The 13,188-nt window shown below is 52.2% G+C and carries 12 protein-coding genes; 5 read left to right on the top strand and 7 right to left on the bottom strand.

Annotation, left to right across the window (positions count from 1 at the left end):
* Positions 1-46 precede the first annotated feature (46 nt).
* The 5 genes from FCL47_RS17840 to FCL47_RS17820 form a co-directional block, all read right to left on the bottom strand.
* Complete coding sequence (locus FCL47_RS17840) at positions 47-1,378, bottom strand: TRAP transporter large permease subunit (RefSeq protein ID WP_136814916.1); 1,332 nt, start codon at positions 1,376-1,378, stop codon at positions 47-49.
* Complete coding sequence (locus FCL47_RS17835; RefSeq protein WP_136814914.1) at positions 1,375-1,878, bottom strand: TRAP transporter small permease subunit; 504 nt, start codon at positions 1,876-1,878, stop codon at positions 1,375-1,377. Before FCL47_RS17835 ends, FCL47_RS17840 begins: the two co-directional genes overlap by 4 nt.
* A 95-nt stretch (positions 1,879-1,973) precedes the next feature.
* Positions 1,974-3,047 (bottom strand): TRAP transporter substrate-binding protein, encoded by a 1,074-nt coding sequence (locus FCL47_RS17830; RefSeq protein ID WP_136814912.1) that lies wholly within the window; start codon positions 3,045-3,047, stop codon positions 1,974-1,976.
* Between the two features lie 200 nt (positions 3,048-3,247).
* Positions 3,248-4,279: a class II fructose-bisphosphate aldolase gene (fbaA, locus tag FCL47_RS17825; protein WP_136814910.1), complete on the bottom strand. Its 1,032-nt coding sequence runs from the start codon at positions 4,277-4,279 to the stop codon at positions 3,248-3,250.
* Positions 4,280-4,458: 179 nt separating this feature from the next.
* Positions 4,459-4,758, bottom strand: coding sequence for a DUF6172 family protein (locus tag FCL47_RS17820; protein ID WP_136814908.1), 300 nt, complete (start codon positions 4,756-4,758; stop codon positions 4,459-4,461).
* 267 nt (positions 4,759-5,025) lie between these two features.
* On the opposite strand from FCL47_RS17820, the gene FCL47_RS17815 reads away from it, so the two are divergent.
* The 5 genes from FCL47_RS17815 to FCL47_RS17795 all read left to right on the top strand — a co-directional run bounded on the left by FCL47_RS17815 (position 5,026) and on the right by FCL47_RS17795 (position 9,429).
* Entirely contained in the window at positions 5,026-5,634 is a 609-nt protein-coding gene (locus FCL47_RS17815) for an FmdE family protein (RefSeq protein ID WP_136814907.1), read from the top strand.
* A 90-nt stretch (positions 5,635-5,724) separates the two neighbouring features.
* Positions 5,725-6,195 (top strand): HPP family protein, encoded by a 471-nt coding sequence (locus tag FCL47_RS17810; RefSeq protein WP_136814905.1) that lies wholly within the window; start codon positions 5,725-5,727, stop codon positions 6,193-6,195.
* A gap of 12 nt (positions 6,196-6,207) precedes the next feature.
* Positions 6,208-7,101, top strand: a complete 894-nt coding sequence (locus FCL47_RS17805) for a CBS domain-containing protein (RefSeq protein ID WP_136814903.1) — start codon at positions 6,208-6,210, stop codon at positions 7,099-7,101.
* Between the two features lie 128 nt (positions 7,102-7,229).
* The gene (locus tag FCL47_RS17800; RefSeq protein WP_136814901.1) at positions 7,230-8,648 is read left to right on the top strand and encodes a nodulation protein NfeD; all 1,419 of its coding nucleotides are present in this window, start codon (positions 7,230-7,232) and stop codon (positions 8,646-8,648) included.
* Between the two features lies 1 nt (position 8,649).
* The gene (locus FCL47_RS17795) at positions 8,650-9,429 is read left to right on the top strand and encodes a slipin family protein (protein WP_136814899.1); all 780 of its coding nucleotides are present in this window, start codon (positions 8,650-8,652) and stop codon (positions 9,427-9,429) included.
* A gap of 29 nt (positions 9,430-9,458) precedes the next feature.
* On the opposite strand, the gene FCL47_RS17790 is transcribed toward FCL47_RS17795, so the two are convergent.
* Both FCL47_RS17790 and FCL47_RS17785 read right to left on the bottom strand, forming a co-directional pair.
* On the bottom strand, positions 9,459-12,281 hold the full coding sequence (locus FCL47_RS17790) for a caspase family protein (protein ID WP_136814898.1): 2,823 nt from the start codon (positions 12,279-12,281) through the stop codon (positions 9,459-9,461).
* A gap of 71 nt (positions 12,282-12,352) precedes the next feature.
* On the bottom strand, positions 12,353-13,168 hold the full coding sequence (locus tag FCL47_RS17785; protein WP_136814896.1) for a caspase family protein: 816 nt from the start codon (positions 13,166-13,168) through the stop codon (positions 12,353-12,355).
* Between the last annotated feature and the right edge of the window lie 20 nt (positions 13,169-13,188).

Below are 13,188 nucleotides of genomic sequence, written 5' to 3'. Positions count from 1 at the left end.
AAAACAGCAGCCGCGAGCGGAGTCTGTATCCGTCAGCGATCGTCTCTCAGGACAAACCATAGAGATGGGGAAACACGACAATGGAAGCCAGAACCATCATCTGAATGATGATAAACGGCACCACGCCACGGTAAATATCAATGGTCTGAACCTCCGGAGGGCAGACCCCTTTCAGGTAAAAGAGTGAAAAGCCAAAAGGAGGGGTCAGAAAAGAAGTTTGCAGATTCATCGCGATCAAAATAGCAAACCACATCGGATTTAAACCGATAGCATGCGATATCGGCAGCAGAATCGGCACGACGATATAGGAAATCTCTATAAAGTCGATAAAAAAGCCGAGCAGCATGATGGCGGCCATGGAGAGAATGATGAAGCCCCATTTTTCGCCGGGCAGCCCCATCATAAATTCTTCGACAATAAGATCGGCGCCGGTATAGATAAAGACCATGGAAAAAGCGGTAGCCCCGATAAGAATGGCAAACACCATCGCGGTGATCTGCGCGGTCTGCAATGACGAATCGAGAACAATCTGCCAGGTCAGTTTACGATACATGGCGGCGAGAACCATCGCCCCCAGGGCACCCACTGCCGCAGATTCAGTCGGGGTAGCAATGCCGATGAAAATCGAGCCAAGGACCAAAATTATCAGCGTCAGTGGCGGTAAAATCGCCAGCAAAGCGCGCCCGATCGACCCCTTCTTGTCCTCTTCCGCAACAACAATCTCCGGCGCCACTTTCTTATCGATTAAGGCGATAATGACGATATAGACGATATAGCAGCCAACCAGGACCAGACCCGGCACTAAAGCCGCCTTAAACAGATCGCCCACCGGCAGCTGAAAGACATCCCCCAGAATGATCAGTACGATTGACGGCGGGATGATCTGCCCGAGGGTGCCAGCCGCGCAGATGGTGCCGGTGGCCAGTTTTTTCGAATAGCCGTATTTCAGCATAACCGGCAGAGAGATGACACCCATCGCCACGACAGATGCCCCGACCACTCCGGTTGAGGCAGCCAGCAATGTGCCCACCAGCACGGTGCTGATAGCCAGGCCACCGCGGACCTTGCCAAACAGAATGCCCATTGACTCGAGCAGCCTTTCCGCCAGTTCCGATTTCTGCAGGATGATGCCCATCAGAATAAAGAGCGGTACAGCCATCAGGATGGTGTTGGTCATAATAGAGTAAATCCGGAACGGCATCATGGAAAACATGCTGAAAAATTCTTCGGCAACCATGACGAATGCCGGGTTGGGCATCAGCTCGATATAGGCCGCAATCGCTCCAAAAAAGAGCGCCACGGCCCCGAAGGTGAAGGCCACAGGATACCCGACACTAAGGAGGACCAGAGCCGCGAAAAACATTATTATACCGGTCATTTTCCGCTCCTGATCTGCTTAATATTTTTCAAGATGTACCCAACTGCACTAAAGAGAAGAAAGCCGAAGGCTATAGGGATCATGCTCTTGACGACCCAGCGGTACGGCAACCCCCCAGGATCTTCGGAAATCTCCTGAATGGAGTAGGAATCGCCGACAAAATCGAACGAACCAAACAGAATAAGGAGACTGAGCGGCACCAGAAAAAGGACCGTACCACAGATATTGATCAGCGCTTTCGTCTTCTGACTCATCAAATCATAGAGAAAATCGACTCGAACATGCGCTTCATGCTGCAAGGCAACGCCCACGCCAAAGAGGATAACAACCGAAAAAAGATGCCATTCCATTTCCTGCATGCCGACGGAACTTGCATGAAAGAGATAGCGCATCATCACATCGAAGGCGACGTTCAGGACCAGCAGAAGCAGGACGACAGCCAGGAAAATACCAACGCCATCGACGGTACGGGCGATAATTTTTTCAATTTTTTCGAGCATAGTAATCGATCACAGTAATATGTTTTCCCTGTCCAGCCAGTTCCTACCAACCGGCCAGGACAGGGATCCTTTAGAAAATCATTTTACTCACAAACCTATTCTGCCAGTTCCTGCAAGGTTTTTATATAATTATATTCACCGATAGTAGTCCAGGCTCTGGCTTTTTTGGTGTATGCCCGCTGGGATTCCAGTACTTCTTTAAAACTCGGATCCTTGGCCGCATATTCATCGTTGATTTCGTCGGAGGCCTTCTTCATCGCTTTGAGTACTTCTTTAGGGAAGGTTTTCACCTGGATATTCGGAAACTCCGTCTTCATCTGGGCCCAGGCATCGATACTGCCGGCATAGTTATCGATGAACATGTCGGCGGTTACCGCTTTCATGGCGGTTACGAGCATGGTCTGATATTCCGGGGGCAGCTTGTTAAAATCTTTTTTATTGACAAGAAACTGCAGCTCGGTTGCCGGTTCATGCCAGCCGGTATAATAGTATGGGGCAATCTTATGAAAACCCATCTTGATATCCATGGCCGGACCGACCCACTCAAGCGCATCGATGGTGCCGCGATCAAGAGAAGTATACAATTCTCCAGGCGGGATATTCGTGACGTTGACGCCCAGTTTTGCAAAAACTTCCCCGGCCAGCCCTGGAATACGCATCTTCAGCCCTTTCAGGTCGTCCAGTGATTTGATCTCTTTTCTGAACCAACCGCCCATCTGCACCCCGGTATTCCCACCGGGAAAAGACAGGACATCAAATTTAGCGTAGGTTTTCTCCATCAGCTCCATCCCGCCGCCTTTATAAAACCAGGCATTCTGTTCATCGGCGTTCATCCCGAATGGCACGGTGCAGTAGAAGACGGTCGTAATATCTTTGCCTTTCCAATAATAGGAAGCACTGTGACCCATCTGGTATTGCCCGCCCTTGGTCATATCGAGAATTCCCAGTGCGGCCTTATGCTTTTCCGCCCCCTCCACTTTAATGGTGAAGTTGCCGCCACTCATTTCCTCGACCATTTTGGCGAGATTAATGGGTGCAGTGGCAAAGGGAGTGAGGGTCGAAGACCATGACATGGCGAGTTTCCATCGTACCTTTTTGGCAGCCAAAGCCGGTGAAGCGAGCAGAGCGAGTGCAATCATCGCGATCGAAATGCGGTAAACCAGTTTCATTGCTTCCTCCTGTTGTTGAGTTATACCTATCCTCCCCATTGAGGATAGGTATACGATAACTAACAAAGAGGAGCAAACAAAGCTTCTGCCCGGTAAGCGGTTGTATATTGAATTTTCCGGTTAATCAGGATTGTCTGCGGCGTGGAGAGAAGAAAAAAAGAGCCCTCAGCCACCCTGTTTCTGATTCATGCACCATCGGATTATATGTTTCTGCCCAGGGAAGTACCGGTGGACCGCAGCGCATCGCAGGCCTGCATGATACGGTCGGCCATATTGCGTTCCGCCTTCTTGCCGTAAGATCGCGGATCATAGACTTTTTTGTTGCCGACCTCTCCTTCTATCTTCAGCATCCCATCATAATTTTTCAATACATGATCAACAATGGGCCGCGAATAGGCGTACTGCGTATCAGTATCGACATTCATTTTTATGACGCCGTACTGAAGAGATTCGTGGATATCCTGCAGTTCCGAGCCCGATCCGCCATGAAAAACCAGATCGAGGCGGCTGTCTTCCCCGAGTGCTCTGGCGACCGCGGCCTGCCCGTCCTGCAGAATGGACGGTTTGAGCTTGACATTGCCCGGTTTATAGACGCCGTGCACATTGCCAAAGGTCGCCGCCAGCAGAAAGCGCCCCATGGAACCTATTTCTCTGGCCGCAAGGACCATATCTTCCGGCGTGGTGTAGAGTTTTTCCGCCGCCACACCGGAGGTATCATGGCCGTCTTCCTCCCCTCCGACAACACCGGTCTCAATTTCCAGAATAAGCTCGTTGGCGACACAGGCGGCCATAATCCGTTTGGACTGGGCGATATTTTCCTGCATCGGCAGAGCCGAGCCATCGTACATATGCGAACTGAAAAGGTTCGGCTGACCGGCAGCACGGCGTTTTCTGGTCTCTTCCACCAGCGGCAGCAGAAAACTTTCGACATATTCAGGGTGACAATGATCGGTGTGCAGAGCAATATTCACGTCATACTCCTCCGCCATCAAATGGGTGTAGACGGCAAGACCAATAGCACCCTTGACCATTGAACCGATTCCCAGACCCGATGCAAATTTGGCGCCGCCGGTCGAAACCTGAATGATGCCGTCTGAGTTCGCCTCTTTAAATGCAAGCAGAGCCGCGTTGATAGTCTCACTGGACGAAATATTAATCGCCGGATAGGCAAACTTGTTCTGTTTGGCGTTATCGAGCATGTGACAGTACTGTGTATAATTGACGACAGGCATTGTTTCCCCCCTTCTGCAGTTTATGCGTACCTTACAGAGTATTTTCTTGTTTTTTTTTGCAATGAAACACTCGTAAGGTACATATACCCGACAAGCGAATATTAAAAAGAATCCCGGCTTATTTTCCGTTTACCGGGACTACATAACAGGATGAATCATCTGAACTCTTGCCAGCGCACTCATTCATCCATTTTCGTTTTTTTGGTTCTGTAGCCTGGTTGCGCGAGGATTTCCAGATAAAAAGACTCCAGCTGTTGCCGTTCAACCTGATCGATACATTTACCGATTTCCGCGAGATGAATGGGCTCTGCAGTTTCTTCAGTATCACCAAACTTGCAGGCAAAATCCCAGAAATCAACACCTTCCGGCAGCGCCTTATTCCGTTCTCTTTTTACGTATTTTTTCACATCATGCCGTACCGCCTCTACAAGTCTGGCATATTTAATTTTGGGATGGGTCAGTTTAAAAGTTTTCTTCATGTTTGTCCTTGATGGCGTCGTAAAAAATCTTCATCCGCACCATTGCCTTCAGCACAATGCGGCTTCTCAGGTAGCGGCGATTAAAAAGCTCATTAACAGTACGTACTCAAGATGCAAATATCAAATAAGGGCGCGAAAATAAATCCTGCATTTACCGTGGGGCAACATAATATCAACGCACCATCCCGGCAAAAAAATATTTTGCTCGCACCAGCACCCACATTATCATACATTACATAGAAGATCGTAAAGCAAAAAGGAGGAGTCATGTATATTCCCGAATCGATTCAAGCAAACGAAGATTATCAGGCATGCATCACATTTCATGGCCATACCTGCATGGGCGTCACCATCGGTTACCAGGCAGCAAAACTGGCGATGAAACTACTGGGAGAAATGCGCGCCGTCGATGAAGAGCTCATCGTCATTGTCGAAAATGATGCCTGCTGCTGCGATGCTATCCAGGTTCTGACTGGCTGTACCTTTGGCAAAGGCAATTTTTTTTACCGTGACCATGGCAAGATGGCCTTCACTTTTGGCAGCAGAACATCCGGCCAGGGGGTACGACTGCTTTTAAAGCCGACCATTTTTCAGATTCCGGAGCGGGAAAAAGTGTTAGCGGAAAAGATCGGTGCGCACCAGGCCACTGTCGCAGAGAAACAGGAATACCAGCAGATCTATGAAGCACGCGGCGAAGAATTTTTTTCCGGCGGCCCCGAAGCTTTTTTCGATGTTGAGCATATCGAAGACATGAATCTGCCCCCCAAGGCCCCGCGGGTGCCGTCTCTTGCCTGTTACGTATGCGGGGAAATGGTCATGCAGACCAAGCTGACCGAGGTGGAGGGTCATCTGGTGTGCCGAGGGTGCCTGGCCTGAGCAGGCAGCGCACTTTAACGCGTATTGGCATGAACAGCCGCAAACTGATCTCATAAATCTGCTTACATTTTTTTTTTAAGGAGGGAGGCGATGCAAACCACGGCAGCCAGTATTATGACCGCAGACTTTCCGAGCCTCCGCCCGGAAACGCCGCTCACCGAGGCAATTCGCGTCTTTCGGGAGTCATCCCGGCAGCCCGGCCGGCGGTTGTTTGGGATAATCGTCACCGACAACGACCAGCGTTTAGTCGGAATGCTGTCGATGTACGATATCCTGCTCTATGTGCGGCCCAAACACATCCAGGTCTGGGGTACCATGGAAGATATTGATGTTGCCGGCTTGATCGATGCCGCAGGGAGCCGGCTCAAATCGATCCAGGTGGGCGATATCATGACCCCCGATGTCATTACGGTTGGTCCTCAGGTTGATGTGTTGATGGTTCTGGATATCATGATAAAAAAACATGTCCGCAGGCTCCCGGTGGTGGAGAATCAGCGCATCATCGGGATGGTCTATATTTCTGATTTGTTCAATCATTTGCTGGAGCGAATCGGCGACTGACCCGGAGAGACTATGGCACAGCAGAACACCCTTCGCAATCTCAGCGTCAGCCGGGCCATGCGGCGGCAAATCACCTGTCTTGATCAAAAGAAAACTATTGGTCACGGCATCAACATCATAATTAAATATAAGATCAATGCCCTTCTTACCGTCGATGCCGCCCAGCAGCCCGTGGGCGTGGTGTCGAAGACCGATATAATGGGTGCCTATTACGCCGGTTTGCCGATTGATTCGCCCCTCGAACATATCATGGTATCGCCGCCTCTTTTCTGCAAAGCCGGAGACTCCCTTGAAACGGCCCTGGAGCAAATGCGCAGCAACAAGGTATACCGCCTGTATGTCGCCGATGACCGGTCAGGGGATCTCATTGGCGCTCTGGCCTACCCTGATATTGTCGGGCTTCTTTACCAGTATTGCCGCCAGTGTGAATACAGTAATTTAAATCGCGGCAGCCAGACCCATAAAAAGGATACCATTGACCGCTTTAAGGTAAGAGAGATTATGAGCAGTGGCATCAAAAGCCTTTCCCTGCATGAAACACTCAATGGTGTCATGGAGGCTCTTTCCGCCTACAGGTTTGGCGCCATGCTGCTCACCGATGAAGATGAGCTGCCGCGTGGAGTAATTTCCAAAACCGATCTGGCGCTGGCCTATAAACGTGGCGTCAGTCCCGATGCGACGGCAGAGAAGATCATGAGTGTGCCTGTGCATACCTGCGACGCCGACTCCTTGCTCGAAGATGCGATAAAGAAAATGATTGTCGAAGATGTTCATCGAGTGTTCGTCGCCGACAGCAACACCAATACCCTGACCGGCGTTTTGTCCCTCTCCGATGCCGCCCGCGGCCGCTCAGGTTCATGCCATGGCTGCGTTTCCAGCCGCATAAAGGTCGAAGACCACGAATAATTGCCCTAGCCGCCGGCATAACTGACACACCACGAAACAGTGGTTATTATTTGTACACCGCAGTGGGAATTGCGTTTGTTTATCCTGTGAGACCGAACAGGATCCTGCACATATCGGGGAGGTCTCTGATGTTTGCCTTACGTTGCAAAGTAATCCGCGAAGTCTTCAACCAAACTGCACGGACACTCCGGGTTGTCGGTGCGATGCTTATCTTGTCTGCCCTCCTCGCGCTCACCCCTTGTCTCATTTCCCGGGTATCTGCTGCCGAAACACCCCGGGCCGTAGTCCTGGAAATTCAGGGGCCGATCAATCCTGCGGTCAGCGATTACCTGAAACGGGGCATGGCCCGAGCAATCACTGCAAAGGCAAGCCTGATAATCCTGCGGATGGACACCCCGGGAGGACTTGATCACTCCATGCGGGATATCATTCAGTTGATTCTCGCCTCTGCCATTCCCGTGGTCAGTTATGTCGCACCGGAAGGGGCCAGAGCCGCCAGTGCCGGAACGTATATTTTATATGCCAGCCACGTTGCGGCGATGTCGCCGGCAACCAATCTCGGGGCCGCCACCCCCATCTCCATCGGCGGACTGCCCGGAACGGCCAGCCCTGCAGAAAAAAAGGGAAAAAAAGATCCAGAGACACTGGCCACAGATGACGCGTCAACCCTCAAGCGAAAAGTGATCAATGACGCCTCAGCCTATATCAAGGCCCTTGCCGAGCGCCAGGGACGCAACGCCGACTGGGCTGTCCAGGCGGTTCGGGAAGCAGTCAGCCTGTCCGCGGAAGAGGCATTGAAACTTCAGGTCATTGACTTCGTCGCAGCAGACCTGAAGGATCTGCTGCGGCAGCTGGATGGTCACCGGCTGATGCTCGATTCCGGCCCTCATGTCATAAGCACCAAAAATATGACCGTCACCAGAATTCCACCCAGCTGGCGATACGAGCTGCTGGCGGTAATAGGCGATCCGAATATCGCCTATTTTCTTCTGCTGCTTGGTTTTTTCGGCCTCCTGTATGAATTTTCCAATCCCGGGGTCTTCCTGCCGGGGGTCGCCGGTGCCATCTCTTTACTGCTGGCCTTTTACGCCTTCCAGATTTTGCCGATCAACTACAGCGGCCTGGCCCTGATCATACTCGGCCTGGCATTTCTGATCAGCGAGGCCTTCATTCCAAGCTTCGGCTCACTTGGCATCGGCGGCATAGTGGCCATGGCCATCGGCTCTCTCATCCTGATAGATGATGAAAGCCTGCGGATTTCCCTCCCTGTAATCATTACGACAACCGCTGTTTCTGCGGGTCTCATCCTGCTGCTGGTGGGACGGGTCCTGGCCATAAAAAAGAAAAAAGTCCGAACCGGTGAGGAGGCGCTTATCGGAATGGTCGGCGAAGCTGCCGCCGATTTCTCGGAAGAGGGACGAATCTGGCTCCTGGGGGAATCGTGGCTGGCAAAAAGCACCGGCAATATCGCCAAGGGGGAGAAGGTGAAGGTTACTTCTCGAAAGGGATTAAAACTGACTGTGGAAAGCCTGAAGGAGGAGCAATAACATGATATATCCTTATATGGAGTACGTGGTACCGGTAGCAATTATTGTCGTTTTGATTGCGCTGTCCTTTAAGATAGTCGCTGAATATGAAAGGCTGGTGGTGCTTTTTCTCGGCCGCTTTCAGACGGTAAAAATGCCGGGCCTGAGAATCATTGTTCCCGGTATCCAGAGGGCTTTTCGTGTCGATCTCCGGGTGGTCACCATGGATGTCCCGCCCCAGGACGTTATCTCAAAGGACAACGTCACCGTGCGGGTCAACGCAGTCCTCTACTTCCGGGTGGTCGATCCGGAACGGGCAATCATTCAGGTGGAGAAATACCTCGATGCCACCAACCAGCTGGCACAGACGACCCTGCGCTCGGTGCTCGGCCAGCATGAGCTTGACGAAATGCTTTCCGAACGTGAAAAATTGAACGAAAACATCCAGGAAATCATCGATAAGCGGGCCGATGCCTGGGGAATCAAGGTTATCAATGTGGAGATCAAACACATCGACTTAAATGATACGATGATACGGGCCATTGCCAAACAGGCCGAAGCGGAACGGGAAAGACGGGCCAAGATCATCCACGCGGAAGGTGAATACCAGGCCTCGGAAAAACTGCTCTCGGCGGCCCATGTCATCTCGCAGAACCCCCAGGCCCTGCAGCTTCGCTACCTGCAGACCCTGAGTGATATTTCGGCAAACGAGGGCACCACCATTGTCTTCCCCTTCCCCGTGGAAATGCTGAGCTCCATGACCGTAAAAGGCGGGCCGCCTGAACAGCAGCAGGAAAAATGAGCTTAACACTGCTCGGCAACCGAGTCACCTCAGAAAACTAACGGTTTAAGCAGAGATAAGGTGTTCATGTACGGCGCGCAATCCAGCTCAGGATTTTGTCGCGGCACAGGACCAAATTCCTTGATTACCCGATTTTGAAAATCTTCATTCGTAATTCCTTCAATCCCCTGGCGGAGAACTTTAGTCGCTCTGACGGTGAATTCGCCATGCCCGGCAGACTCATAAGCGACTTCGTAATCCCGGCAGGCAGAGAAAAGAACATTTTTCAGATTTTCCGGCCTTCGGCCAGGTGCACTGCGGGAGCTGCCGAGACGCTCCCGATACGCCCGGTGTTTGGCCTGCATTTCCGGAGTTGCCGGCAGGAAACGGGCCCTCAGGTCGCGTTCACCTGTCAGTGGCTTGCTGCCCATAAAGGCCCTGGTGATCGATCCTGAGTGGCAGCAGTCGATAAAACAGGTCACGTTGACACCCGGGGGTATGTCTGCAAAAATATCGGCGATATCGTCGTCGATGACAAAAGCTCCTTCGGCAATATCATAGGGGCAGAGCGCCTCATCTTTCGGACCGTTCGTGCCATCCACTTCATCGCCGTCAAGATCGTCGACCTCGGTACCGTGACCGGCAAACTGGAAAACCACAACGTCTCCTGCTGTGCTGCTTTCTATTAATTTTTTCAATTCGGCAAGGATGGAATTGCGCGTGGCTGCTGCATTTTTAAGTGAAGACACCTGAAATCCCAAGTCACCCAGGGTGGCTCCCCATGCATCGGCATCCGCCACACAGCCATTAAGAGGCGCGGTGGGATAGTCGTCAATACCGACACAAAGAGCCTGGCGCCTGCCGGCAGGTGCAGGAATATCAGCAGGTTCAGGAGTTGGTGCTGGATCAGCAGGGGTTGGTGGAGCCGGCACCGAAGGTGGTGGGCAAGGCTGCACGGGCGGCCGGAATAAATATTCAAATTCCGGTGGCAGCAGAACAGGTTTATCCCAGAGATCCGGTAAGCCGCGTTCCAGGGCTTCTTCCGGGAAATCGACGATATCGTCGCTGTCGAGAATGCGCCGGGCAACACTGTTCATGGTTGGACGGTCATTGTCGAACCCGCCATGCGTTCTTGAGGTGCTGGCACTGCTGCCTGTCGTTGCCTGGGAAACCGACCAGACGATCTCCGCTTTCTGTGATGGCGTTCCCTTCAAGCCAAAAAGGTTTGCGGTATCGACATCCTTTCTTAAGGATTCTTCCAGCCCGAGGATTGGCGTTTTCCGATTGCTCTCCAGCGCATAGTAAATCAAATAAAGAAGGGACTTTTGATAGATTTTGGCGACCGAATCGTCCTTCTCCCAGTCTTTTTTCATGGTAAACATGGTCAGGTGCCGGACGTCGTTGCCGATATGAGCGAGAAGCCGCTCTTTGAATGCATCTACCCGAATGGCCGGAGCCAGAAAATGAAGGCTGGCAAAGGCAGGGACGCCCTCGGCTATGGCTCTGGGGAGAAACCAGGAATGAAAAATCGACCCCGCACTGTGGCCCACCGCGTGCAATTCTATGTCGTTTGGATGATTGCCACAGAATGCCGCCAGTTTTTTCGCGGTATAGGTCGCCCCGCCACTCTCATCCGAGGCAAGACGGCCACTTTCTTTCATGGCCGACCAGATCTTCGCGCCGCCAAGAGCACGGGCAAGCGCCTCTATCGCCGGATCGGTTGTATAATCCCAGAAATCCCTCGTCAGCCCCCTTTCCGCCGCCATCGACCTGGCACCGGAGAGAATTTGCTTGATCGCATCGAAAAATCCGGTCTCCCATACAAAATGAATGGGGTAGATATTGTTCTTCTTCCACCACTCCACCTGCAGATGGGCAATCCAAAGTCCGTCGCTTTCGGCAACGAGACCTCCGTGCGCATAGAGGAGAAGTTTCAGCGGACGGCCGTTGGCCCTGGCTTTGGCCAGCGCATTCGCCAGATACTCATCAAAGATTGCATCAACATCTTCCGGGGTGGTTTGAAAAATTCCCTCCCTGGAAAATCTGCCTTGATTAAGATTGATGACATGAGGACGCAATGCGTCCAGCTCCTCGGGAGAAAGCTTCTTGCCACTGCCGCCTCCGCGGGTCGCGCCGGCCCCAGGCGCAGGAACGGTGGTACCTTCCATCCCGGTGATCATGCGAATCTGCCGAAATGTCATCTCCGATTCATCCGGCTCGGCATCAGCAGGGTCGCTGCTCCCACGTGCAAGGGTGCGGGACCAGGTGTGCAGAATTTCCGCCAGCCGCCCGTTTGCATCAAATCCCCCCATCGATCTCTTATTGTCCGCTTCCGCAGCCTGAGCAACAAGGGCAGACCGTGCATCCTGGACTTCCGCCAGAAAATCCTGATAGACGATGGCATTGCCCGGACAGGTTTTCTGGTCAGTCATAAAATTATGAAAACGCAGGCTTTCCAGCGGCAGGCCAAACTTCTCCTGGACACTGGCGATAACACCGAGAACCGCCGCGCGCTGTGCGCCGGCAAACGGGTCGCAGCCACGGTCAAAGTCACCGATAATTTCGAACATGAATGGTCCCGAAATCCGGGTACCATTATAGCCTCGCGCACTCACCGGCTGCGCATTCCAGTCCCGCCCCGTCCAGATCGTTCCGTCAGGAGCTATTGAGATATGCTGCGCGATGTCACTCCAGCCATTTTCCTGCGTATGATAGCGCCACATGCCCTCAATAGACTTCACCCCCTGGTACTGGCTGTGGTTCGGACGCCAGGTGTGATGCATGTGGACGGCATCGATTTTCCGGGTAAAACGAAAACGATTGAGCAGATTAATAAATTCCTCCAGCGTCAACGGATAGAAAGGCTTTGCCATGTCGCTTCTCCTTTTTTTCGATTATATATGGTGCAAGAACTCTGCCTGACCATTGCAGCCGGCACGGATCATCACGTAAAAATCAGCCTTTTCTTATGCGCCGCACTCCCTTCCAGCTGCGGATGCTGGGGATAGCCGGCATCATCCAGCAAATAAGAAAGGCGGGTATGCAACTGCTGATAGGTAAGCTGATAGTTGGCCTCCCTGATAGCCTGCAGGGCATAGTAGGTCATCGCCCCATGGTAGGTGCCGCCAATCAGTGCATCATAGGAATATTCCCTGTCATTACTTCCGCTGAGGAGCACTTCCTTCATCTTCGATTCGGGATATCGAGATTTTCTCTTCTGCCGGGCCCGCCATGGGTTTTCCAGCAGACGATCCCCCCTCAGGGCAGGATTGAGAAATCGGGCACGACGGTCATCGGGAGTCCTGAGCCCCGGTATGCAGTCGGACAATGCCGCGCGGGTCACCGTCCCGGAATGACACGAGTCTGAAATCACCGTGAGACTGACCCCTTGCTTTAAGGGTGCGAAGATTTCCCGTAATTCATCATCGATAATCAGATTATCGGCGCAATCATAGGGGCAAAGAGCCTCATCGTATTTTTCCTCATCGCCGCTTGTATCGGCCACATACGTCCCATGCGATGAATTGGTAAAGACCAGTACGTCACCCGCCTTTGATCCGGCGAGCAAATCCTTCAATCCGTCTACCACGTTTGCCTTCGTGGCTTCTGCATCCAGAAGCAACCGAACATCGTTGCCGGCAAAGCCAAAATTATTCACCAGCAGCTCGGCCCAGGATCGCGCATCGTTAACGCAGCCATTCAGATCACTGCCATCATAGGGATAATCATTGATACCAACGCAAAGTGCTTTTTTCATCATCACCGGTCCTCCTTATAAAT

Origin of the sequence: Desulfopila sp. IMCC35006, assembly GCF_005116645.1 — a bacterium.
Taxonomy (GTDB): Bacteria; Desulfobacterota; Desulfobulbia; order Desulfobulbales; family Desulfocapsaceae; genus Desulforhopalus_A.
This window is presented reverse-complemented; position numbering and strand designations above follow the sequence as displayed.

Excerpts from the sequence above, each read along its gene's own strand:
- FCL47_RS17785 (WP_136814896.1), bottom strand. The coding sequence starts at position 13,168 with ATGATGAAAAAAGCACTTTGCGTTGGTATCAATGATTATCCCTATGAT.
- FCL47_RS17835 (WP_136814914.1), bottom strand. The coding sequence starts at position 1,878 with ATGCTCGAAAAAATTGAAAAAATTATCGCCCGTACCGTCGATGGCGTT.
- FCL47_RS17840 (WP_136814916.1), bottom strand. The coding sequence starts at position 1,378 with ATGACCGGTATAATAATGTTTTTCGCGGCTCTGGTCCTCCTTAGTGTC.
- FCL47_RS17795 (WP_136814899.1), top strand. The coding sequence starts at position 8,650 with ATGATATATCCTTATATGGAGTACGTGGTACCGGTAGCAATTATTGTC.
- FCL47_RS17790 (WP_136814898.1), bottom strand. The coding sequence starts at position 12,281 with ATGGCAAAGCCTTTCTATCCGTTGACGCTGGAGGAATTTATTAATCTG.
- FCL47_RS17810 (WP_136814905.1), top strand. The coding sequence starts at position 5,725 with ATGCAAACCACGGCAGCCAGTATTATGACCGCAGACTTTCCGAGCCTC.
- fbaA (WP_136814910.1), bottom strand. The coding sequence starts at position 4,279 with ATGCCTGTCGTCAATTATACACAGTACTGTCACATGCTCGATAACGCC.
- FCL47_RS17815 (WP_136814907.1), top strand. The coding sequence starts at position 5,026 with ATGTATATTCCCGAATCGATTCAAGCAAACGAAGATTATCAGGCATGC.
- FCL47_RS17820 (WP_136814908.1), bottom strand. The coding sequence starts at position 4,758 with ATGAAGAAAACTTTTAAACTGACCCATCCCAAAATTAAATATGCCAGA.
- FCL47_RS17800 (WP_136814901.1), top strand. The coding sequence starts at position 7,230 with ATGTTTGCCTTACGTTGCAAAGTAATCCGCGAAGTCTTCAACCAAACT.
- FCL47_RS17830 (WP_136814912.1), bottom strand. The coding sequence starts at position 3,047 with ATGAAACTGGTTTACCGCATTTCGATCGCGATGATTGCACTCGCTCTG.
- FCL47_RS17805 (WP_136814903.1), top strand. The coding sequence starts at position 6,208 with ATGGCACAGCAGAACACCCTTCGCAATCTCAGCGTCAGCCGGGCCATG.